This window comes from Burkholderia sp. 9775_39 (assembly GCF_015712225.1).
Taxonomy (GTDB): Bacteria; Pseudomonadota; Gammaproteobacteria; order Burkholderiales; family Burkholderiaceae; genus Burkholderia; species Burkholderia cenocepacia.
In genome coordinates this window covers 63869-87237 of record NZ_JACCQC010000003.1, presented here as the reverse complement: position 1 = coordinate 87237, position 23369 = coordinate 63869, and the positions used below count along the sequence as shown (strand labels likewise).

Annotated in this window: 22 protein-coding genes; 14 read left to right on the top strand and 8 right to left on the bottom strand. The window is 68.6% G+C overall.

The annotated features are described in order from the left end of the window. The first annotated feature begins 48 nt into the window (after positions 1-48). Positions 49-966 carry a LysR family transcriptional regulator gene (locus H0X90_RS05540; protein ID WP_059721240.1) on the top strand — a complete coding sequence of 306 codons (918 nt, stop codon included), beginning with the start codon at positions 49-51 and terminating at the stop codon, positions 964-966. A gap of 27 nt (positions 967-993) precedes the next feature. Here the strand turns inward: H0X90_RS05540 and H0X90_RS05535 are convergent, their stop codons facing one another. From H0X90_RS05535 to H0X90_RS05505, 7 genes are all read right to left on the bottom strand, one after another. After that, on the bottom strand, positions 994-1623 hold the full coding sequence (locus H0X90_RS05535) for an NAD(P)H-binding protein (RefSeq protein WP_034200781.1): 630 nt from the start codon (positions 1621-1623) through the stop codon (positions 994-996). Between the two features lie 316 nt (positions 1624-1939). Further along, on the bottom strand, positions 1940-3331 hold the full coding sequence (lpdA, locus tag H0X90_RS05530; protein WP_077189617.1) for a dihydrolipoyl dehydrogenase: 1392 nt from the start codon (positions 3329-3331) through the stop codon (positions 1940-1942). 4 nt (positions 3332-3335) lie between these two features. Next, complete coding sequence (locus H0X90_RS05525) at positions 3336-4649, bottom strand: dihydrolipoamide acetyltransferase family protein (protein ID WP_077189616.1); 1314 nt, start codon at positions 4647-4649, stop codon at positions 3336-3338. Between the two features lies 1 nt (position 4650). Then, positions 4651-5691, bottom strand: a complete 1041-nt coding sequence (locus H0X90_RS05520; protein WP_011545040.1) for an alpha-ketoacid dehydrogenase subunit beta — start codon at positions 5689-5691, stop codon at positions 4651-4653. A 2-nt stretch (positions 5692-5693) separates the two neighbouring features. After that, the gene (locus tag H0X90_RS05515; RefSeq protein ID WP_077189615.1) at positions 5694-6926 is read right to left on the bottom strand and encodes a 3-methyl-2-oxobutanoate dehydrogenase (2-methylpropanoyl-transferring) subunit alpha; all 1233 of its coding nucleotides are present in this window, start codon (positions 6924-6926) and stop codon (positions 5694-5696) included. A 406-nt stretch (positions 6927-7332) separates the two neighbouring features. Continuing rightward, a complete protein-coding gene (locus H0X90_RS05510; RefSeq protein ID WP_006497648.1) occupies positions 7333-7959 on the bottom strand; it encodes a flavin reductase family protein in 627 nt (208 codons plus the stop codon). A gap of 149 nt (positions 7960-8108) precedes the next feature. Continuing rightward, positions 8109-9008: a LysR family transcriptional regulator gene (locus tag H0X90_RS05505; protein WP_006481749.1), complete on the bottom strand. Its 900-nt coding sequence runs from the start codon at positions 9006-9008 to the stop codon at positions 8109-8111. 156 nt (positions 9009-9164) lie between these two features. On the opposite strand from H0X90_RS05505, the gene H0X90_RS05500 reads away from it, so the two are divergent. The 11 genes from H0X90_RS05500 (at position 9165) to H0X90_RS05450 (ending at position 21021) form a co-directional block, all read left to right on the top strand. Continuing rightward, complete coding sequence (locus H0X90_RS05500; RefSeq protein ID WP_006481845.1) at positions 9165-10286, top strand: alkene reductase; 1122 nt, start codon at positions 9165-9167, stop codon at positions 10284-10286. A gap of 57 nt (positions 10287-10343) precedes the next feature. Further along, positions 10344-10772, top strand: a complete 429-nt coding sequence (locus H0X90_RS05495; RefSeq protein ID WP_060263113.1) for a DoxX family protein — start codon at positions 10344-10346, stop codon at positions 10770-10772. A 103-nt stretch (positions 10773-10875) separates the two neighbouring features. Continuing rightward, entirely contained in the window at positions 10876-11880 is a 1005-nt protein-coding gene (locus tag H0X90_RS05490) for a zinc-binding dehydrogenase (protein WP_006497650.1), read from the top strand. A gap of 154 nt (positions 11881-12034) precedes the next feature. After that, entirely contained in the window at positions 12035-13021 is a 987-nt protein-coding gene (locus H0X90_RS05485) for an SDR family oxidoreductase (RefSeq protein WP_034200787.1), read from the top strand. Positions 13022-13809: 788 nt separating this feature from the next. Further along, positions 13810-14835: a substrate-binding domain-containing protein gene (locus H0X90_RS05480; protein WP_006497652.1), complete on the top strand. Its 1026-nt coding sequence runs from the start codon at positions 13810-13812 to the stop codon at positions 14833-14835. Between the two features lie 74 nt (positions 14836-14909). Further along, positions 14910-15938: an ABC transporter substrate-binding protein gene (locus H0X90_RS05475; protein ID WP_006481822.1), complete on the top strand. Its 1029-nt coding sequence runs from the start codon at positions 14910-14912 to the stop codon at positions 15936-15938. Between the two features lie 17 nt (positions 15939-15955). Beyond that, positions 15956-16780, top strand: a complete 825-nt coding sequence (locus H0X90_RS05470) for an ABC transporter permease (protein ID WP_006481841.1) — start codon at positions 15956-15958, stop codon at positions 16778-16780. A gap of 10 nt (positions 16781-16790) precedes the next feature. Then, the gene (locus H0X90_RS05465) at positions 16791-17693 is read left to right on the top strand and encodes an ABC transporter permease (protein ID WP_034200789.1); all 903 of its coding nucleotides are present in this window, start codon (positions 16791-16793) and stop codon (positions 17691-17693) included. A gap of 13 nt (positions 17694-17706) precedes the next feature. Further along, on the top strand, positions 17707-18738 hold the full coding sequence (locus H0X90_RS05460; protein ID WP_060211594.1) for an ABC transporter ATP-binding protein: 1032 nt from the start codon (positions 17707-17709) through the stop codon (positions 18736-18738). Between the two features lie 84 nt (positions 18739-18822). Next, entirely contained in the window at positions 18823-19647 is an 825-nt protein-coding gene (locus tag H0X90_RS05455; protein ID WP_077189614.1) for a phosphodiesterase, read from the top strand. 174 nt (positions 19648-19821) lie between these two features. Then, positions 19822-21021 carry an MFS transporter gene (locus tag H0X90_RS05450; protein WP_012492453.1) on the top strand — a complete coding sequence of 400 codons (1200 nt, stop codon included), beginning with the start codon at positions 19822-19824 and terminating at the stop codon, positions 21019-21021. Between the two features lie 21 nt (positions 21022-21042). On the opposite strand, the gene H0X90_RS05445 is transcribed toward H0X90_RS05450, so the two are convergent. Continuing rightward, positions 21043-22218: an EamA family transporter gene (locus tag H0X90_RS05445; protein ID WP_012492452.1), complete on the bottom strand. Its 1176-nt coding sequence runs from the start codon at positions 22216-22218 to the stop codon at positions 21043-21045. 492 nt (positions 22219-22710) lie between these two features. On the opposite strand from H0X90_RS05445, the gene H0X90_RS05440 reads away from it, so the two are divergent. Together H0X90_RS05440 and H0X90_RS05435 are read left to right on the top strand one after the other, a co-directional pair. After that, positions 22711-23064 carry a type II toxin-antitoxin system RelE/ParE family toxin gene (locus H0X90_RS05440; RefSeq protein ID WP_077189613.1) on the top strand — a complete coding sequence of 118 codons (354 nt, stop codon included), beginning with the start codon at positions 22711-22713 and terminating at the stop codon, positions 23062-23064. Then, positions 23061-23342 carry a helix-turn-helix domain-containing protein gene (locus H0X90_RS05435; RefSeq protein ID WP_006483720.1) on the top strand — a complete coding sequence of 94 codons (282 nt, stop codon included), beginning with the start codon at positions 23061-23063 and terminating at the stop codon, positions 23340-23342. The genes H0X90_RS05440 and H0X90_RS05435 overlap by 4 nt, the downstream gene beginning before the upstream one ends. Positions 23343-23369: the final 27 nt, after the last annotated feature.

The following is a 23369-nucleotide window of genomic DNA, read 5'->3' as shown; positions in this document are numbered from 1 at the left end:
AAAATATGAACTAACATAAGCCAACTTCACAAACTGCGATGTATCGCCATGCTGACCCGACTCAGAGACATGGATGTGCAGTTGCTGCGGCTCTTTCTGACGATCGTCGAAAGCGGCGGCTTCAGCGCCGCCCAGGGCACGCTCGGCATGGCGCCGTCGACGATCAGCACGCACATGGCCAAGCTCGAGACGCGGCTCGGATTCCGGCTGTGCGATCGCGGCAAAAGCGGCTTCCGGTTGACGCCGAAGGGGGAACGCGTGCTGCAGTCGACGCGCCGCCTCCTGCACGCGATGGACGTGTTCACGCGCGACACGCAGCACGTATCAGGCACGTTGCTCGGCGAATTGCGCATCGGCCTGTCCGAGCGGCTCTCGCCGGACGTCGTCGAGTCGATCGCGGCGGCCGTCGGCCGCTTTCGCGAGCGCGCGCCGGACGTGCTGATCGAAATGATCGCGGTGCCGCCCGACGAGCTGGAGCGCCGGCTGCTGAAAGGCGAACTGCAACTCGCGATCGGCTATTTCTCCGGCCATCAGGCCGGCCTGCACTACGCGCCGCTGTTCGTCGAGCACCAGTCGCTGCATTGCGGCGCCCGCCATCCGCTGTTCGCGAAGAAAACCGTGTCGGTCAACGACATCGCACGCGCGAGCAACGTCGCGCGGCTCTACAAGACGAATACGTCGGGGGCGGCGCTGCGCAATGCGCAGCCGACCGCGTTTTCGGAAAACGTCGATGCCGACGTGATCTTCATCCTGTCGGGCGCGCATGTCGGCTTCCTGCCCGACCACGTCGCGGCGCCGTGGGTCGCTGCCGGGAAGATGCGTCGGCTGCTGGCGAGCAAGCTGAGCCACACGGTCGAGTTCCAGCTCGCGACGCCGCGGAATTCCGACGGCAGCGAAGCGCTGGAGGCGTTCACGGCGGCGCTCGCCGAGCAGTTCGGCGTGCTCGACGCGAACGCGGACGAATAGCCTGGCGGGCGCGCCGCCCGCGCGGCGTCAGACGAGCTGGTCGGACGCGACGACCTGCACACCCGGCCGTGCGTCGATCGCCGCGTCGAGCATCGCACGCGCAATCCGCGACGCGGGATTCACGCGCCATTTCGCCGGCAGCACCGGCCCGACGGCGCTCAGCGCGAACACGAACAGCCGCTCGCCGAACCGGAACTCGTCGCGGCTGCCGCCGATCAGGCCCGGTCGCACGTACGTGAGCGAATCGAAGCCGACACCGGCGAGCGCCTGTTCGACCTCGCCCTTCACACGGTTGTAGAAGATGCGCGACGCGGCGTCCGCGCCGAGGGCGGAATTCAGCACGTAGGTCGGCGTGCCGTGCCGGTGCGCGCGCCGCGCGACCGCGAGCGGATAGTCGTGATCGACGCGCCGAAAGGCCGCTTGCGAGCCGGCCGCCCGCATCGTGGTGCCGAGCGTGCAGATCACGGCGTCCGCGCGCCACCAGTCGGCCGCATCGGGCAACTGGTCGAAGTCGACTTCCAGCGCACGCATCTTCGGATGCGGCGACAACGGCCGGCGCGCGAGGACGATCACCTGATCGACCCGCGCATCGGCCAGCGCGACGTCGAGAACGTGGCGCCCGACGAGCCCGGTCGCGCCGACGAGCAGCAGTTTCATGTCCGGTTCTTCCGTATGGAGCCTGCGTTGGCGGGCCCGAGGCGGCCCGGTTTCCGGCTATCGACATGATCGCCGGCCAACGCGGCGCCGACAACCCTCCGCTCGTCTCGAAAAATTACGGCCTTGTCAGGTGGGTTCCGGGCGATTCGATGCACGGCCCGGCCGCGCCATGCCGTCGCGCCCGTTCCGCACGAGCATGCGGAACGTCGGCATTGCATCATTCCGGATCGAATGAAACGACATGACGTACCTCCGCCGCCGCAAGCGCCGCCGATGCGCGCATCCCGCACCGGCGGCGCCCTGTCGGGCTCGCACGTCAGACATGCAGCGCGTGTCCGAGCGCGCGCAACGCCGCTTCCTGAAGCGCTTCGCCGAGCGTCGGATGCGCGTGGATCGTGCCGCCGATGTCTTCCAGCCGCGCGCCCATCTCCAGCGACTGCGAGAACGCCGCGGCCAGCTCCGACACGCCGCGCCCGACCGCCTGCCAGCCGACGATCAGGTGATTGTCGCGCCGCGCGACGACGCGCACGAATCCGTCGGTCACCTGCAACGTCATCGCGCGACCGTTCGCCGCGAACGGGAACGATGCGCTCAGACAATCGACGCCGGCCGCGTGTGCATCGTCCGGCGACCAGCCGGCCGTCACGATCTCGGGATCGGTGAAGCACACGGCCGGAATCGCCGCGGGCATGAACTGGCGGCGCCGGCCGGCGATCAGCTCGGCCACCATCTCGCCCTGCGCCATCGCGCGATGCGCGAGCATCGGCTCGCCCGCGACGTCGCCGATCGCCCAGACGTTGCGCATCGAGGTCCGGCATGTGTCGTCGATCCGCAGCGCGCGGCCGTTGCGATCGAGCATCAGCGTCTCGAGCCCGAAGCCGTCGACGCGCGGCCGGCGGCCGACGGCAACCAGCACGCGATCGGCCGGCAGCGTCTGCTCGGCGCCGTCGGCCGCCTGCACGCGCACCGCGCCATGCTTGTCGAGCCCGAGCACCTTGTGGCCGAGCCACAGCCGCACGCCGAGCCGCGCCAGCGAATCGGCAACCGGCCGCACGAGTTCGGCATCGTACGCAGGCAATACGCGCTCGGCCGCTTCGACGACGCTGACGTCGACGCCGAGCTTGCGATAGACGATCCCGAGTTCGAGCCCGATATACCCGGCCCCGACGACGACCAGCCGCTTCGGCAGCGTCGCGGGCGACAGCGCGTCGGTGGACGACACGACGTGCCCGCCGAACGGCATCGACGGCAATTCGACCGGTTCGGAACCGGTCGCGAGCAACAGGTGTTCGCAACCGATCCGCACCGCGTGGCCGGCGCTGACGACTTCGACGGTCTTGCCGTCGATCACGCGCGCTTCGCCGTGCAGCACGCGCACGCCGCTCTTCTTGAGCAGTGCGCCGACGCCGCGCGTCAGCCGGTCGACGATGCCGTCCTTCCACGCGACGCTTTTCGCGATGTCGATCTCGGGCGCGCGCACGCGGATCCCGAGCGCGCCTTCGCCGGCATGGCCGCACGCCTGTTCGAATGCGTCGGCCACATGGATCAACGCCTTCGAAGGAATGCAGCCGATGTTCAGGCAGGTGCCGCCGAGCCGGTCGCGTTCGACGAGCACGGTCGGAATGCCGAGCTGGCCGGCGCGGATCGCGGCGACGTAGCCGCCCGGGCCGCCGCCGATGACGAGCAGTGTGGTGTGTTCGTTCTTCATCGGCTCACTCCACGAACAGCAGTGCCGGGCGTTCGAGCACCGCGCGCACGGCCTGGATGAATTCGGCCGCATCCGCGCCGTCGACGACGCGATGATCGAACGACGACGACAGGTTCATCATCTTGCGCGCGACGATCGCGCCGTCGCGAATCATCGGCCGCTCGACGATCCGGTTGACGCCGACGATGCCCACCTCCGGATGATTGATCACCGGCGTCGACACGATGCCGCCGAGCGCGCCGAGGCTCGAGATCGTGATCGTCGACCCGCTCAGCTCGTCGCGCTGCGCCCGGTTCGCGCGCACCGCGTCGGCAAGCCGCGCGATTTCCGCCGAGATCGACCACACGTCACGCGCTTCCGCATGACGCAGCACGGGCACCGTGAGGCCGCCGTCCGTCTGCGTCGCGACGCCCATGTGCACCGCGCCGTAGCGCGTGACGACGCCCGCTTCGTCGTCGAACCGCGCGTTGATCTGCGGGAAGTCGCGCAGCGCGATCACCATCGCGCGGATCAGCAGCGGCAGCGGCGTGAGCTTGCCGCGCGTGTCGCCGTGGCGGCGGTTCAGCTCCGTGCGCAACGATTCGAGCTCGGTGACGTCGATTTCCTCGACGTAGCTGAAGTGCGGGATGCGGCGCTTCGCTTCCTGCATCTTGCGCGCGATCGCGCGCCGCAAGCCGATCACCGGCACTTCGGTTTCGTCGTGGCGTTCGTCGTAGCCGCGCGGTTGCGCCCCGTGCGCCGAGCCGCCGCCGGTGCGCGCATATGCATCGAGATCCGCATGCAGGATCCGCCCGGCTTCACCGGTGCCGCGCACGTAGCGCAGCTCGATGCCCATGTCCCACGCACGCTGACGCACGGCCGGCGACGCGAGCGGCCGTTCGCCCGGTGCCAGCGCCGCGCGCGGCTGCGCGACCGGTTCCTCGCGGCGCGGTTTCGCCGGTGCACGAGGCGCCGCCGGCTGCGCAGACGACCCGGCCGATGCGTCGGCTACCGGTTTCGACGGTGCCGCCACCGCGACCGGTGCGGTTTCTACCTTTGTTTCCCGCACCGGTGCCCCGGCCTTCAGGTTGCCGTCGCCTTCGACTTCCAGCCGAATCAGCTCGCTGCCGACCGCCATCATCTCGCCGATCCGGCCGCCCAGCTCGATCACCTTGCCCGTCACCGGCGACGGAATCTCGACCGCCGCCTTGTCGGTCATCACGTCGGCGAGCGGCTGGTCTTCCTTGATCGTCTGCCCGACTTCCACATGCCAGGCCACCAGCTCGACCTCGGCGATCCCTTCGCCGATATCCGGCATCTTGATGACATGAATCCCCATCTCACGCCTCCATCACGCGTCGCAACGCTTCACCGACCCGGGTCGGCCCCGGAAAATACGCCCATTCCTGCGCATGCGGATACGGCGTGTCCCAGCCCGTCGTGCGCTCGACCGGCGCCTCGAGGTGGTAGAAGCAGTGTTCCTGGACCAGCGACACGAGCTCCGCGCCATAGCCGCAGGTGCGCGTCGCCTCGTGCACCACGACGCAGCGCCCGGTCTTGCGCACCGACGCGACGATCGTGTCGAGGTCGAGCGGCCACAGCGTGCGCAGGTCGATCACTTCCGCGTCGATGCCGGTCTCCTCGGCGGCGGCGAGCGATACGTGCACCGTCGTGCCGTACGTGAGCACCGTCACGTCGTTGCCGGGCCGCACGACGGCGGCCGTATCGAGCGGCACCGTGTAGTAGCCTTCGGGCACCGCGCTCGCCGGATGCTTGAGCCACGACGTGACGGGCCGTTCGTGATGGCCGTCGAACGGGCCGTTGTACAGCCGTTTCGGTTCGAGGAAGATCACCGGATCGTCGTTCTCGATCGACGCGATCAGCAGCCCTTTCGCGTCGTACGGATTCGACGGCATCACCGTGCGCAGCCCGCACACCTGCGTGAACATCGCCTCCGGGCTCTGGCTGTGCGTCTGCCCGCCGTAGATGCCGCCGCCGCACGGCATCCGGATCGTCATCGGCGCGGTGAACTGGCCGGCCGAGCGGTAGCGCAGCCGCGCGCCTTCCGACACGATCTGGTCGGATGCCGGATAGAAATAGTCGGCGAACTGGATCTCGCAGACCGGCCGCAACCCGTAGGCGCCCATCCCGACCGCCGCGCCGACGATCCCGCCTTCCGAGATCGGCGCATCGAACACGCGCGACTTGCCGTACTTGTTCTGCAGTCCTTCGGTACAGCGGAACACGCCGCCGAAATAGCCGACGTCCTGCCCGAACACGACCACGTCGCTGTCGCGCCCGAGCATCACGTCCATCGCGGAGCGCAGCGCCTGGATCATCGTCATCGGCTGCGTCGCCGTCCCTGTCTCGTGTTGCGCCATGATCACGCTCCCAGTTCCTGGCGCTGACGGCGCAGGTGCGCGGGCAGCTCCTTGTACACGTCGTCGAACATCGAGGCCGGCGACGGAATCCGGTCGTCGGCGAGCGTCCCGTACTTCTCCGCTTCCTTCTGCGCGGCGATCACCTCGGCCTCGAGCTCGGCCGTCAACGCGTCGTGCGCGCTGTCCGACCAGATGCCCTTCACGATCAGGTGGCGCTTGAAGCGCTCGATCGGATCGCCGAGCGGGAAATGGGACCAGTCATCGCTCGGCCGGTACTTGGTCGGATCGTCCGACGTCGAATGCGCGCCCGCGCGGTAGGTCACCCACTCGATCAGCGTCGGGCCGAGATTGCGGCGTGCGCGTTCGGCCGCCCAGCTCGACGCCGCGTAGATCGCAAGGAAGTCGTTGCCGTCGACGCGCAGCGATGCGATCCCGCAGCCGACGCCGCGCCCGGCGAAGGTCGTGCCCTCGCCGCCCGCGATCGCCTGGAACGTCGAGATCGCCCACTGGTTGTTGACGACGTTCAGCACGACCGGCGCGCGGTACACGTGCGCGAACGTGAGCGCGGTGTGGAAATCGGCTTCGGCCGTCGCGCCGTCGCCGATCCACGCGGACGCGATCTTCGTGTCGCCCTTGATCGCCGACGCCATCGCCCAGCCGACCGCCTGGATGAACTGCGTCGCGAGGTTGCCGGAAATGGAGAAGAAGCCGGCTTCGCGGTCCGAGTACATCACCGGGAGCTGGCGGCCCTTCAGCGGATCGCCTTCGTTCGACATCAGTTGGCAGATCATCCGCTCGAGCGGCACGTCGCGCGCGATCAGGATGCTCTGCTGTCGGTAGGTCGGAAAGCACATGTCGCCGTCGCGCAGCGCCATCGCGTGCGCGGTGCCGATCGCCTCTTCGCCGAGGCTCAACATGTAGAAGGAGATTTTCTTCTGGCGCTGCGCGATCATCATGCGCGCGTCGAAAATGCGGGTCCTGAGCATCGCGCGCAGCCCGGCGATCAGTCGCGCATCGTCGAGATCGGGCGCCCACGGGCCAACGGCCTTGCCGTTGTCGTCGAGCACGCGCACGAGGCTGCGGGCGAGATCGGCGGTGTCCGCCGCGGCAACGTCGATCGGCGGGCGGCGAACGGCGCCGGCCGGCGATAGATGCAGATAGGAAAAGTCCGTCTTGCAGCCCGGGCGCCCGGTGGGCTCCGGCACATGCAGACGCAATGGCTCTGACAGGCTCATCGTGTCGTCTCCACGCTCGATTGTGTCTCACGCTGTTTGGGAACGCGCGGGCCGGTTGCCGGCCTGCGCGCGAGCTGACGCGCGGATAAGCACGTCAACCTTGGAAATTTATGCCTGGCAGCGACGGGCGTCGATGCCCAAGCCGCTCGTTCGTGGTGAGCAGATTTGCCATGGCGGAGGGAGGCGGCGTGTGAGTGCGGCGCACGGTGGCGGCGCGGGAGAGGTCTGCTGCGGTGCGGGGTCGCCGAGCCAGCGGCGATCGGGCATCGGGGGACGGACGAACGGCGCGCCCGCTTCCTCTGAGGGTACGAAGCAAAAGACCCCGCGAAATCCTCGATCTCCGCGGGGTCTTTTCGGATTCGGGCGCTTCCGCGCCGATTGCCGGCCTACTGCGGCGCGCGATCGATCATGCGTCGGGCCGGAAGATGTCGAAGCGGCTGTCGGGCGTCACGTGCGCATAGGCCGACGGGCCACCCGCACGAAGAATGATGCCCGCGCCGAACGTGTCGAACACGCCGTCCTTCAGCAGGTCATGGCGGATATGGACCGCGACGACCTCGCCCAGCACCAGCGTGGCCGGCGTCTCGACGCCGCGATGATCGCGCAGCCGGATCACGTCGGTCACCTTGCATTCGAAGTTGACGCCGCTTTCCGCGACGCGCGGCACGTCGACGAGGCGCGACGGCACGGCGGTCAAGCCGCCGAGTTCGAATTCGTTCACGTCGTACGGCACGGCGGCGCAGGTCTGGTTCATCCGCTCGGCGAGATCGCGCGTCGCGAGGTTCCACACGAACTCGCCGGTTTCCTGCACGTTGCGCAGGCTGTCCTTCGCGGCGGTGCTCGAAAAGCCGATGATCGGCGGGCGATAGTTGAACGCGTTGAAGAAGCTGTACGGCGCGAGGTTCAGCGTGCCGTCGCTGCCGCGGGATGAAATCCAGCCGATCGGGCGCGGGCCGATGATCGCGTTCAACGGGTCGTGCGGCAGGCCGTGGCCTTGCGACGGTTCGTAATAGTGGTGGGTCGAGTCGGTCATGACGGGTGGTCTTGCGAGAGGCGAACGATTACGGAAGCGGTCGGCGGCACGCGTTTGCCGGGGGCGACGAAGGTGTCCGCTGCGACGTGCGTGCCAGTATCACATGGCGCCGTTTTCGGCGCAGTGAAGCGCAGAGACGGTGCAGCGCTTCAGGCCTCCAGTTCGCCCGGACGCGTCAGATGGTCGATCAGCCACTGCGTCGCGGGCCCGCTCGCGCGATCGGCCCGCCGGATCAACGACATGCCGTATCGAAACACATCGCGATCCGACAAGCGCACGACGGCCAGTCGGCCTTGCCGCAGATCGTCCTCGATCAAATGCATCGGCATCGAACCCCAGCCGAGCCCTTCGAGCAACAGTCGATGCTTCGCGCCGAGGTCCGCGGTCCTCCATGTGCGCGTCGCATACACGCCGAACGACTGCCCTTCGGTCAGTTTGCTTCGGTCGGTCAGCACGAGCTGCGTATATTCGCGCGCGTCGGACAGCGGCACACGCCCGCGGCGCTGCGCGAGCGGATGCGTGGGCGCGGCGACGGTGACCAGTTCGATCGCGCCCATGGACGTCGCATCGATCACGTCCGGCCAGTTTTGCACGGGCCCGCTGATGCCGAGCGCGCAGCCGCCGTCGACCACCAGCTTCATCACCCCGCCGAGCGCTTCGATGGTCAGGTTGAGCGCGACCGTGGGAAATTCGTCGGCGAACGCACGCAGCCCCTCGACGAGTCTGGCCAGCGGAAACATCACGTCCACCGCCAGCGACAGCTCGGCTTCCACCCCGCCGCGCAGCCCGGCGGTTTTCGCCAGCAACTGGCCCGTCAGCATGTCGAGCCGCCGTGCGTCGGCCAGGACGATTTCGCCGGCCGCCGTCAGCGTCGGCCGCCGTTTGCCCCGTTCGAAAAGCGGCACGCCCAGCAACGACTCCAGATTGGCGATCGCGTAGCTGACGACGGATTGCGCGCGCTCGAGCCGCCGTGCCGCGCCGGAAAAGCTGCCGGCTTCGACCACCGCGATGAACGCGCGCAGTTGCTCCAGATTGGGGCTTCGCTCCATGATCCATCAAGAAAATCGATTTTAACGATCCATTTTAGACGATTGTTTCGATCACGGCATTCTCCTAAATTCGTGTTCAGCAGCGTTCGACGCGTGCACGCCGGGCATCCCGGCTCGCGCGTCGACGACCCATGAACACGACAGGAAAATGGAATCATGACGATCGACCACGCTTCACCCGACCGGGCGGCATCGACCCGCGCCACGTTGTTCGACCCGCTCGAATTCGGCGGGATCACACTCGGCAACCGCATCGTGATGGCGCCGATGACGCGCAGCCGGGCCGGCGCCGGCGATGCACCGGGCGCGATCAACGCCACCTACTACGCCCAACGCGCGTCGGCTGGCCTGATCGTCACGGAGGGCACGCAGATCTCGCCGCTCGGCAAGGGCTATCCGTTCACGCCGGGGATCTACAGCGATGCGCAAATCGACGGCTGGAAACGCGTGACCGATGCCGTGCATCGCGCAGGCGGCCGGATTTTCGTCCAACTCGCGCACGTCGGCCGCATCGGCCATCCCGATCTGCAGCCCGACGGCGCGCTGCCCGTCGCGCCGTCGGCCATTCAGCCTGACGGGCAGGCATTCACGCCGGACGGGCCGAAGCCGCACCCCGTGCCGCGCGCACTCGACACCGATGAAATCCCCGGCATCGTCGAGCAATACGCGCATGCGGCGCAGGCCGCGTTGCAGGCCGGTTTCGACGGTGTCGAGATTCACGCGGGGAACGGCTATCTGCTCGATCAGTTCCTGCGCGACGGTACCAACCGGCGCACCGACCCGTACGGCGGAGAGATCGACAACCGGATCCGGCTGCCGCTCGACGTCGTGCGGGCGGTCGGACGCGTCGTGAGTCCCGCGCGCGTGGGCGTCCGCATTTCGCCGGTCACGCCGCATTTCGGCGGCATCGCGGACAGCCAGCCGCAGGCGCTGTTCGAGCGGTTCGCCGACCGGCTGACCGGGCTCGCCACCTATCTTCACGTCGTCGAAGGCATTCCGCAGGTCGCGGCCGATCAGGCGCCGCCGTTCGACTACCGCGCATTGCGCCGTGCCTTCGGCGGGTTCTACATCGCGAACGGCGGCTACACGAAAGCACGCGCGCAACAGGCACTCGCCGACGGCCATGCCGACCTCGTGTCGTTTGGCTACCCGTTCATCGCGAACCCCGATTTCGTCACGCGCATTCGACACGATCGCCCGCTCGCGCACGCGGACATGTCCACCGCTTACGGCGGCGGTGAAGCCGGCTACACCGACTACCCGACGCTCGACGCGTAAGCAGACCGTCACCCGGCCGGCTCGACCGCCCGCCCACTCATTCATTATGGATTCCCAATGATCAATTCGATCAACCGCGCACTGTACAAGACGACCGTGCGGACGCCCGTCGTCAACCTCGTGCTGTCCGTCCTCGTGCGCCTCCTCATCGCCGGCGTGTATCTCGGCGCCGGGATCAGCAAGATCTTCAACTATGCGGGCACCCGGCAGTACATGGAACACATGGGCGTATCGGGCGCGCTGCTTCCGCTCGTGATCGTCGTCGAGATCGCCGGCGGCCTGGCGTTGATCACCGGTTTCATGACGCGGCTCGCGGCGCTCGGGCTCGCGATCTTCTCGATCATCGCCGCGGTGATCTTCCACGGCGGCGGCGACCAGACGCAGCAGACGTTCTTCATGATGAACCTGTCGATGGCAGGCGGCCTGCTCGCGCTGTTCCTGCATGGCGCCGGCCGTCTCGCGCTCGACCGCGCGCAACCGGACTGATCCGTCACGTCTGCGGCAACACCCCCACTTGCGCGGCCGCATCGCGTCCGCGCTTCATTCATCCCCCCGGGGCGAACGCCCCCTTTTCAAGCGAGATGTTTCCATGAGCAGCATGCATGCCATCCAGATCGAGCGGGTCGGCGATCCTTCCGTCCTGCGTCCCGTCGTGATCGAGCGTCCGACGCCTGCCGCCGACGAGGTCCTCGTCCGCGTCACGCGCGTCGGGCTGAATTTCGCGGAAACGCTGCAACGCGCCGGCACCTATCCGGGCCCGGCGCTGACGCTGCCCGCGGTGCCCGGCTCGGAAGTCGTCGGCACCGTCGCCGCGGTGGGCGCGAACGTCCGCGACATCCGGATCGGCGCACGCGTCGCGGCGCCGCTGTTCGGCGCGATGCGCGCGACCGGCGGCTACGCCGAATACGTGACGCTCGGCGCCGCGCTGATTACCGCGATTCCCGACGAAGTCTCCGACGACGATGCGGTCGCCGTGATGCTGCAGGGGCTGGTGGCCCGCGTGCTGCTGCGCGAGACGCCGGTGGCCGCACGCACGGTCGCGATCACCGCCGCGGCCGGCGGTGTCGGGTCGATGCTGATCCAGCTGGCGAGACTCGACGGAGCGCGCTCGATCACGGGCCTCGCCGGCGCGCCGGCCAAACTGCATGCGGTGCGAACGCTGGGCGCCGATCGGGCCATCAGCTATCGCGACGCGCACTGGGCCGATCAATTGAGCGATGCCACCGGCCGGGAGGGCCCGGACGTCGTGTTCGATTCGATCGGCGGGACGGTCGCGCGCACATTGGTATCGGGCCTTGCGATATACGGCCGGTTCGTCAGCTACGGTGCCGCGAGCGGTCAACTCCTGACGGTCGACGACGCGCTGATGAATGCGTTGATCTTCGGCTGCCGATCGGTGTCCGGCTTCGCGCTGCACGCGTTCCTCAACGACGACGTCGTGCGCCGGACACTCGGCGAACTGTTCGGACTGCTCGCGACCGGCAAGCTGAAGCCGCTGATCGGCGGCAGCTACGGATTCGACGCGATTGCCGACGCGCATCACGCGCTCGAAACCGGCCAGACGACCGGCAAGCTGATCCTGCGCGTCGAATGAACGCGATGTACCGGCGCGTGACGGCACCGTCGTCGCGCGCCGACGATTTCGCCGGCCGTACGGCGATCATCCACTTTCGCGCGGACGGCACGGAACGCGACGCGCGATTTCGCTCACGGAGCATCTGTTGAAAGACGACGATAACGAAGCAGGCATGCGCGTGTCGCGCCGACAGGTCATCGGCAATCTTGGCGCACTGGCCGCGATGTCCGCACTCGGCCCGTCCACCGCGCATGCCGTCGACGCGCCGCCCGCCGCGCAGGGCCTGACGAATCCGGTCGATCTGTACCCGAAGCCGCCGTTCCCGCATCAGGTCCAGGCGCCGCCGGGACTCGCGAGCCGGATGCAGCCGCGCCCCGACCACGGCGAGCAAAGCTATCGCGGCCGTGGCCGGCTCGTCGGCCGCAAGGCGCTCGTCACCGGCGGCGACTCCGGCATCGGCCGGGCAGCGGCCATCGCGTTCGCACGCGAAGGGGCGGATGTCGCGATCGGCTACCTGCCTGTGGAGGAATCCGACGCGCGGGAAGTCGTTGCGCTGATCCGGGCAGCGGGACGCCAAGCCGTCGCGCTGCCGGGCGACATCCGCGACGAAACGTTCTGCCAGCGACTGGTCGCACGCGCGGCGGAAGCACTCGGCGGCCTCGACATTCTCGTCAACAACGCCGCCCGACAACAGGCGCTCGATTCGATCGGCGAGATGACGACCGAGCACTTCGATGCGACGGTCAAGACCAATCTTTACGGGATGTTCTGGATCACGAAGGCGGCGATCCCGCATCTTCCGCCCGGCGCGTCGATCATCAACACCACGTCGGTCCAGGCGGTCAGGGCGAGCGCCAACCTGCTCGACTATGCGACGACGAAAGCCGGCATCATCGCGTTCACGCGATCGCTCGCGAAACAGCTCGGGCCGCGCGGCATTCGCGTCAATGCGGTCGCGCCCGGCCCTTACTGGACGCCGCTGCAATCGAGCGGCGGTCAGCCACCGGAGACGGTCGTCAACTATGCGGCGGGCTCGCCGTACGGCAGGCCCGGGCAACCGGCGGAAATCGCCCCGCTGTATGTCGCGCTCGCGGCGTCGGAAACGAGCTATGCGAACGGGCAGGTCTGGGGCGCGGACGGCGGGCTGGGGATTTTCTGACACGCGACAAGCGGCGACATTCTTCACGTCCCGGCCAGCGGCGCAGCCCTGCGTCGATGGCGACGTCGGACCAATAAAAAACCCGCGAGCGCTGTATTTCTCGCGGGTTTTTCACACCTTCATCGAATCGAATCGCATCAACGCAATCGATGGTGCCGGGGACCGGACTCGAACCGGCAAGCCAGTTAAGGCGGCGGATTTTCGTCACACTGCTTCTTTCAAAGCCGGCGTCGCGTGCGCGAACCGTTCGTGCGCTGGACTATGCCTTCACCGTCGCGCGCGGGCGTGACCGCTGCCCGTGCGCCTTAGGCGCCCCCCGTCTAGTCTCTACACCTTCCTCGCGGAGGCCGCGAGGCTTGGCTCGGCGTTGCCTCGATGCGCACATCAGGGGTTTCGCCGAATTTGAAGGGTTCTGCACCGACCGTTTCCGACCGGGCACTCAATCGTTTAAGTCCGCTATGTTTACCAATTTCATCACCCCGGCAAGAGGGCGGACGCGATTCTACCATTGCTTGCGCATGCGTTCCCTCATTCCGCCGCGCCGCATCGCGACACCGCTCATCGTCGCATTGCGTCTACCCGCGCATTCGACACCGATACGACACGGCCGACGATTTCGTCCCGCGCCGCAACATCCCCCGATACAATCGACCGCGCGTCGTCCGACGGCCCCAACCGTCTGACGTTTGTGTCGTGCTTGTCGCGAAACAAGCGTCGCGTGCGTCATCGCGAAGTCACAAACGTTTTCGATAATTCCCCGGCCGAAAACGTTTACATCGCGTTATTTCATGACCTCGACCATCAAGGACGTCGCTGCCCTCGCGGGCTTCTCGATCGCCACCGTCTCGCGTGCGATCAACGCGCCGCATACCGTCAGCCCCGCCACGCTGCAGACGATCCGCACCGCGATCGATACGCTGCAGTTCCGCCCGAGCCCGCTCGGCCGGCAACTGCGCGGCGAGCGCACGCGGCTCGTCGGCGTCGTCGTGCCGACGCTGTCGAACCCGGTGTTCGCCGACTGCCTGCAAGGCATCGACGCGCTCGCGACCGCGGCCGGTTTCAAGCTGATCCTGATGACGACCGAATACGACGCGGCGCGCGAGCGTCATGCGATCGAGACGCTGCGCGAGCAGCGCGTCGAAGGGCTGATCCTCACCGTCGCCGATGCAGACACACACCCGCTGCTCGACATGCTCGACCGCGACGGCTCGCACTACGTGCTGATGCACAACGACACGCAGCGCCGTCCGTCGGTGTCGGTCGACAACCGCCGCGCCGCGTACGACGGCGTGCAGCTGCTGACCGCGCGCGGCCATCGCCGCGTGCTGATGCTGGCCGGTTCGCTCGCCGCGTCGGATCGCGCCCGCCAGCGCCATCTCGGTTATGCGCAGGCACTCGAGGAAAGCGGCGTGGCCACGCTGCCGCCCGTCGAAGTCGACTTCAACGCGCCCGAGTTGCCCGATGCGGTGCTCGCGCATCTCACCGCGCACGCCACGCGGCCGACCGCCCTGTTCTGCAGCAACGACCTGCTCGCGATGGTCGTGATGCGCGGCCTGCGCCGCGCGGGCTTCTCGATCCCCGACGACCTGTCGGTGCTCGGCTTCGACGGCATCGCGATCGGCGAGTTGCTCGCGCCGCCGCTCGCGAGCGTCGCGACGCCGAACCGCGACATCGGCCGCCACGCATGGCAGCGTCTCGTCGAATCCATCGGCGGCGCGGCGATCGAGCGCACGTCGATGATCCTGCCGCACGCGGTGCGCGACGGTGCGACGATCGCACCGCCGGCCACCGAGCTGCAACTGCGCAAGGCGTGATCGCAGAACGCACGCGTCACGCCCGCCGATCACCCCGCTACCCCAGCGCTACCCCACTCGTCCGGAGACCCACCGTGTCCTTTCGCCTGACCTCGCTGCTGCGCGCGCTCGCCGCGCCGCTCGCCGTTGCCGCGCTCGTCGCCGGCGCCCCCGCGGCCCACGCCGACGAAACGGCGATCTGCTACAACTGCCCGCCCGAATGGGCCGACTGGGCCGCGCAGATCGCGGCGATCAAGCAGAAGACCGGCATCCGCGTGCCGTTCGACAACAAGAACTCCGGCCAGTCGATCGCGCAGCTGATCGCCGAGCAGAAAAGCCCGGTGGCCGACGTCGTCTACCTCGGCGTGTCGTCGGCGTTCCAGGCGAAGGACAAGGGCGTGATCGCGCCGTACAAGCCCGCGCACTGGAACGACATTCCCGCGAACCTGAAGGACCCGCAAGGCTACTGGTTCGCGATCCACTCGGGCACGCTCGGCTTCTTCGTGAACAAGGACGCACTGGACGGCAAGCCGGTGCCGCGCTCGTGGGCCGATCTGCTGAAGCCCGAATACAAGGGCATGGTCGGCTATCTCGATCCGTCGAGCGCGTTCGTCGGCTACGCGGGCGCGGTCGCCGTCAACCAGGCGCTCGGCGGCAGTCTCGACAACTTCAAGCCGGCGCTCGACTGGTTCCGCAAGCTGAAGGCGAACGCGCCGATCGTGCCGAAGCAGACGGCCTATGCGCGCGTGCTGTCCGGCGAGATTCCGATCCTGCTCGACTACGACTTCGACGCGTATCGCGCGAAATACAAGGACAACGCGAACGTCGAGTTCGTGATTCCGAAGGAAGGCACGATCGCGGTGCCGTACGTGATGAGCCTCGTGAAGGGTGCGCCGCACGATGCGAACGGCAAGAAGGTGCTCGATTTCGTGCTGTCCGACGAAGGCCAGAAGCTGTGGGCCAACGCGTACCTGCGTCCGGTGCGCGCACAGACGCTCGGCGCCGACGTCGCCGCGAAGTTCCTGCCGGCGAGCGAATACGCGCGGGCGAAGTCGGTCGACTTCGGCAAGATGGCGGCCGGGCAGCAGGCGTTCGGCCAGCAATACCTGCAGGTGATGCAGTAAGCGGCCGGCCCCACGTCATGCTCGACCTGACTTTTCCGCTGCGCTGGCGCGTCGCGCTCGTCGCGCCGGCGCTGGCGGTATTCGTCGCGTTCTGGCTGTTGCCGATGGCGTCGCTCGTGCAAGTGTCCGCCGACGGCGCGTTCTTCTCGCACTATGCGGCGCTGCTCGGCAATGCCCGCTACATGAAGAGCCTCGGCGAGACGGTCGCGCTGTCCGCGGGCGTCACGCTCGCGACGCTCGCGCTGTCGACGATCTCGGGCCTGCTGCTCGCGCGCCGCGAATTCGCCGGCAAGCGCGTGCTGCTCGCGCTGCTCACGTTTCCGCTCGCGTTCCCGGGTGTCGTCGTCGGCTTCATGGTGATCATGCTCGCCGGGCGCCAGGGGCTGATCGGCATGCTGTCGGCGAAGCTCACCGGCGACAAGTGGGTCTTCGCGTATTCGGTGGCGGGCCTGTTCATCGGCTACCTGTACTTCTCGATCCCGCGCGTGATCGTCACCGTGATCGCGGCCGCGTCGAAGCTCGACGCGTCGCTCGAGGAAGCCGCGCGTTCGCTCGGCGCGTCGCCGTGGCGCATCTTCGTCGACATCGTGCTGCCGGCGCTCGCGCCGGGCCTGATCGCGGCCGGCGCGATCTGCTTCGCGACCGCGATGGGCGCGTTCGGCACGGCGTTTACGCTCGCCACCGACCTGAACGTGTTGCCGATGACGATCTATACCGAATTCACGCTGAACGCGAACATCGCGACGGCGGCCGGGCTGTCGATCGTGCTCGGCATCGTCACCTGGGCCGTGCTCGCGCTCGCGCGGCGCTTCACCGGCCATACCGCCGCCGCCGCGGCCTGAGGATTTCCGCATGCCATCGCTTTCCGGCTCGTCCGCGCCCGCCCCGGCCCCTGTTCCGGCTTCCTTGCCCGCGAAGCCTGCCGCCCGGCACGCACCGCGCGTCGCGGGAGCACGCGCGATCGCCGCGCTGCAATGGGGCGTCACGCTGCTGCTGTGCGCGTTCCTGATCGTGCCCGTCGTGATGTCGGTGCTCGCGGGGCTGACCGTCAACTATTTCCGCGGCCTGTCGAGCGGCCTCACGCTGCGCTGGCTCGAGCAGGTGTGGCAGCAGTATCACGGCTCGGTCGCGCTGTCGCTCTACGTCGCGTTCGCGACGCTCGCGATCGTGCTCGCGGTCGGCGTGCCGGCCGGCTATGCGCTCGCGCGCAGCAAGCACCGCATCGCGCGTGCGATCGAGGAAGCGCTGGTGCTGCCGGTCGCGCTGCCGGGGCTGGCTTCGGCGCTCGCGCTGCTGGTCGTGTACGGCGGCTTCACCGCGTTCCGGATGAGCCTGTGGTTCATCGTCGTCGGCCACGTCGTGTTCACGCTGCCGTTCATGGTGCGCGCGGTCGCGGCCGTCGCGGCCGGCGCCGACCTGCGCACGCTCGAGGAAGGCGCGGCGAGCCTCGGCGCGCCGTTCGTCACGCGCTTCGTCACGATCGTGCTGCCGAACCTGCGGCCCGGCATCGTCGCGGGCGCGCTCGCGGTGCTCACGCTGTCGATCGGCGAATTCAACCTCACGTGGATGCTGCACACGCCCGACACCAAGACGCTGCCGGTCGGGCTCGCCGATACGTATGCGTCGCTGCGGCTCGAAGTCGGCAGCGCGTACACGATCCTGTTCCTGCTGATGACGCTGCCGCTGCTCGTCGCGATGCAGTGGCTCGGCGTCGATCCGTCCGGTACGCGCGCGCCGAAGCAACGCCCGCGCTGATTTTTTCGCAGACATGAAACTCGATTCCACTCCCATCACCCTGACCGGCTGCGCGAAGACCTTCTGCGGCACACGCGTGCTCGAACCGCTCGACCTGTCGATCGGCGCCGGCGAAACGCTCGTGCTGCTCGGGCCGTCGGGCTGCGGCAAGACGACCACGCTGCGCCTGATCGCGGGCCTCGACACACCCGATGCCGGCGGCACCATCGCGTTCGGCGACGACGACGTCACCCTGCTTCCGATCGAGCGCCGGCAGGTCGGCATGGTGTTCCAGAACTACGCGCTGTTTCCGAACCTGACGGTGCGCGGCAACGTCGGCTACGGGCTGAAGATCCGCAAGACCGAGCCGCGTGCGTTGCGCGAACGCGTCGACGAGCTGCTCGCGATGATGCGACTCGACGCGCACGCGGACAAACCGGTCGATCAACTGTCGGGCGGCCAGCGTCAGCGCGTCGCGCTGGCGCGCGCGCTCGCGGTGCGGCCGCGCGTGCTGCTGCTCGACGAACCGCTGACCGCGCTCGACGCGAAGCTGCGCGACGTGCTGCGCCGCGACATGAACACGCTGCTGCGCACGCTCGGCGTGACGACCGTCTACGTGACGCACGACCAGGCCGAAGCGATGGAACTCGGCGACCGGATCGTCGTGATGGGTGCGGGCCGCATCGAGCAGATCGGCACGCCGCGCGAGATCTACTACCGCCCCGCGAACCGCACGGTCGCACAGTTCATCGGCACGCTGAACCGGCTGGCGGGCCAGTGGCGCGACGGCGCGCTCGAAACGACCGGCGGCGCGATCGTCACGCCGCATGCGGCCGACGAATGGTTCTTCCGCCCCGAGGACGCGCAGCTCGCCGATCCCGCGCATGCGCCGCTGCGCGGCGCGGTCGGCGCGTGCGCGTTCCTCGGCGAGCGCACGCGCCTCACGATCGAGCATGCGGCACCCGACGCGCTCGTGATCGACGTGCCGGGCCGCATCGCGCTCGCACGCGGCACGGCGGTCGGCCTCGCGATCGCGCCGGAAGGTCTGATCGCGCTCGGCGCGTAAGGCGTCGATCGGGCATCATTCATGCAGCACCCCACGGCGGCGCACACCGCCGCGACAACAACCAGACGATTCCGAGGAACGACGATGCTGCTTGCTCAAATCAGCGATCTCCACATCAAGCGTCCGGGCCAGCTCGCGTACCGGCGCGTCGACACGGCGGCCGCGCTCGCGCGCTGCATCGCGAAGCTGAATGCGCTCGTGCCGCGGCCCGACGCCGTGCTCGTCACCGGCGACCTGACCGACTTCGGCCATGACGACGAATACGGCAACCTGCGCGGGCTGCTCGCGGCGCTCGAGATCCCGTACTACCTGATGATCGGCAATCACGACGACCGCGCCGGATTGCGCCGCGCGTTCGCCGATCGCGCCGAGTTGCAGGACGGCGAATTCGTCCAGTACGCGCTCGACGTCGGCGCGGTGCGCGTGCTCGCGCTCGATTCGCAGGTGCCGGGCGCGAGCCATGGCGACCTGTGCGACGCACGGCTCGCGTGGCTTGCCGCACAGCTCGACGCCGCACGCGAGCGGCCGGTGATCGTCGCGCTGCATCACCCGCCGTTCGTGTCGGGCATCGGCCACATGGACAAGCTGCGTCTCGCGCCCGCCGCCACCGCGAAACTCGACGCGCTGCTGCGCGGTCATCCGAACGTCGAGCGCGTACTGTGCGGTCACGTGCACCGCACGATGTTCACGCGCTTCGGCGGCACGCTCGCGTCCGCGGTGCCGTCGCCCGCGCACCAGGTCGCCTTCGACCTGCGGGCCGATGGGCCATCCGCGTTCCGGCTCGAACCGCCGGCGTTCGCGGTCCACCACCACGCACCCGATACGGGAATGACGTCGCATCACGTCTATGTGGACGAAGGCGCGGGGCCGTTTCCGTTCTACGAGCCGACGGGCGAGCTGGTCGACTGACCACGGGACGCGCGGCGCGTGCCGTGACGGGCGGTAGCTGTCCCGTCGCGCCGGCTGCCGCCGGCAGGATTCACGTCGCTCCGGTATGATCGGCAGCCTCGACCGGCGCCCGGCTCGCCGGCGCACCTGATGCGTGCGCCGCCTGCCGGGCCGCCCAACTCCGTGCCTGCCGCCATGTCCACTTCCTCCACCGACCGTCCGACCGACGCCGCCTCGCCCCACTACTCGCGCAGCCTGCTGTTGCTGCTCGCGACGATCGCGGGCGTATCGGTCGCGAACATCTACTACAACCAGCCGCTGCTCGACAGCTTCCGTTCGGCCTTTCCGGACGGCGCATCGTGGATCGGCGCGGTACCGACCGCGACGCAGCTGGGTTACGCGGCCGGCATGTTCCTGCTCGCGCCGCTCGGCGACCGTTTCGATCGCCGCGGGCTGATCCTGCTGCAGATCGCCGGGCTCTCGATCGCGCTGATCGTGGCGGCCGCCGCGCCGTCGCTGGCCGTGCTCGCGGTCGCCAGCCTCGCGATCGGCATCCTCGCGACCATCGCGCAGCAGGCCGTGCCGTTCGCCGCCGAAATCGCGCCGCCGGCCGAACGCGGCCACGCGGTCGGCACCGTGATGAGCGGCCTGCTGCTCGGCATCCTGCTCGCGCGTACCGCCGCCGGCTTCGTCGCCGAGTATTTCGGCTGGCGCGCGGTGTTCGCCGCGTCGGTCGCGGCGCTCGTCGCGCTCGCCGTCGTGATCGTGCTGCGGCTGCCGCGCAGCTCGCCGACGTCGACGCTGTCGTACGGCAAGCTGCTCGGCTCGATGTGGCATCTGGCCGTCGAACTGCGCGGGCTGCGCGAGGCGTCGCTGACGGGCGCCGCGCTGTTCGCGGCGTTCAGCGCGTTCTGGCCGGTGCTCACGCTGCTGCTCGCCGGCGCGCCGTTCCATCTCGGCCCGCAGGCGGCCGGCCTGTTCGGGATCGTCGGCGCCGCGGGCGCGCTCGCCGCGCCGTATGCGGGCCGCTTCGCGGACCGGCGCGGCCCGCGCGCGATCATCTCGCTCGCGATCGCGCTGCTCGCGCTGTCGTTCGTGATCTTCGCGCTGTCGGGATCGAGCCTCGTCGGGCTCGTGATCGGCGTGATCGTGCTGGACGTGGGCGTACAGGCCGCGCAGATCTCGAACCAGTCGCGCATCTATGCGCTGAAGCCCGAGGCGCGCAGCCGCGTCAACACGGTGTACATGGTGTGCTATTTCATCGGCGGCGCGCTCGGCTCGTCGGCCGGCGTCGCCGCATGGCGCGCGTTCGGCTGGACCGGCATGTGCGCGGCCGGCCTGCTGTTTACGGCGCTCGCCGGCTGGTTCCACCATCGCGGCGGCCGGCGCGGCTGAGCGCGACCGGCCACGGCGGCGTCACGCGTCGGTGCGCGACGCCGCCGGCTCGACGGCGGCGGGCGGCGGCGCGAACGCCGGGGCCGGATCGATCACCGCGGCGGGATCCATCACCGCTGCGGGCGTCGGCACCGCGAGCGGAACAGCGGAAGGCGCGAGGATCGGCGCCGCCTCCGGCGCGGCGATCGGCTCGGCGACGGGCGAAGCGTCCGCCGTCGGCGCCTGCTCGGCCGCCACGGCCGGCGAACTGGTCGCCGCCGCCGCGGGCCGGCGCGCCGGATCGAACAAGAACGACAACCCGACGCTGCCGAGGATCGCGACGGTCGCGACCACGGTCGCCATCGTCACCGGCTCGCCCAGCAGCAGCGCGCCGAGCGCGACCGCGACGATCGGGTTCACGTACATGCAGCTGCTCGCGATGATCGGGCTCGTGTGGCGGATCAGGTAGCCGTACGCGACGTACGCGGCCATCGTGCAGAACACCATCAGGTACGCGAACGCGAACACGGGCCCGACGGCCAGTTGCTCGACGCGTTCGCCGAGCAGCCACGCGACGATCGTCGACATCAGCCCGCCGAGGCCAATCTGCAGCGACGTCGACAGGAACAGGTCGGACGGCAGCTTGAGGCGCGTCGCGAGATGCGCGCCGCCCGCCCAGAACAGTGCGCCGGCCAGCACGCAGATCGTGCCGAGCGCCGAATTCGCGGCGGCCGCGCCGCCCGAATTCAGCACGACGATGCCGACCATCCCGAGCGCGACGGCCGCCCATTCGCCCTTCGTCACCGGCCGCCCCGCCACCGCCGCGATCACGGTCGCGAACAGCGGCACCGTGGCCACCATCACCGCGGCCGAACCGCTGCTGACCGTGCGCATGCCGAGCGCGATCGTGCCGGACGACAGCGCGACGAGCATCGTGCCGACGATCGCCGAGTTGCGGATTTCCAGCAGCGTCGGCCATTCGGGCTTGCGCCGCAGCGCGAAGATGAACAGGCCGATCCCGCCGAGCAGGTTGCGCAGCCCCGACAGCAGCAGCGGCGGGAACGACTGCAGCGCGAAATGCAGCCCGCTGTAGGTCGAGCCCCAGACGAAATAGATGAAGACGAGCGCGAGCGCCACGCGGCCGCCGCGGCTTTGCGGCAGGCGGATCCGGAACGAAAAGCGGGCAAGGAAATCGAGGAGGCGGTCGAGCGGCGTCATCGAGCCACCTGCCCGCACGTCACGCCGCGTGCTCCGCTGAAAGACGCCGGCGATGCCGGCAAACGGTCCACGCGGGACCGGGAAGGCAGAGCGAACGTGCGGAACGACATGGCAGTGCGAACGGCGACGAAAGAGAACCGGCAAGCGGCGGCAAAGGGACAAAAACGGGCAAAAAAAACGTGCGCACCCGCGTCGGCTGCACACGCTCGGCATTATGGCATCAAGGATTCGAAAGCATCGTCGGACCTGTCTGAAAGCCTATCGACTGATGTTTCGGCGCGACATTTTTCGCGCGGCGGTGCGGCGAAATCCGGGGCCGGATACGCAAGGCGCGGAGCGCCGGCGCCGCCATTCGCCCCCCTTGATCCAGCATCGGCCTGACGACCAGTTTGTGCGCCGGCGCGTCGTGACGCGCCTATCGTGACGGACGGCGCGCGCTCCTGGTGGCGCCCGCGGCTTCTTTCCGACACCTGCATAAGACCATACAAAATTTTGTATAATCCAGACATTCTTCCGCCGAGGCCCGTCGTTTTCGTCGGCAGCGCGCTGGCCGATCTCCGCGGCTTTCCGTTGCCTGCGCGACGCGAAGCCGGCCACCCGATCGATCAGGTGCAGCGCGGCCTCGCACCCGACGACTGGAAACCGATGCGCACGATCGGCGTCGGCGTGCGGGAAATTCGCCTGCGCGATGCAAGCGGCGCATTCCGGATCGTCTACGTCGCGACTTTCACCGAGGCCGTCTACGTCCTGCACCGCTTGCGCAAGCAATCGACGCGCACGAACAAGACCGATATCGACCTCGCCGCCCGCCGCTATCGGACGCTGACGATGGAGTTGAAACGATGACCGATGAACGTTACGCGAACGTCTGGGACGCAATCGAGCGCGAGCCGGCGGAAGCCGCGAACATGAAGCTGCGCTCCGAACTGATGATCGCGCTCAAGCAGCGCATCGCGCGGCTCGAACTGAGTCAGGCCGAGGCCGCGAAGCAGCTGGGCGTCACGCAGCCGCGCGTCTCCGACCTGATGCGCGGCAAGATCAACCTGTTCGGGCTCGACGCGCTCGTGAACATGGCCTCGGCAGTCGGCCTGCGCGTCGATCTGCAGGTGCGCGATTCCGCGTGACGCATACGCACGCGGTGCACGCCGCGC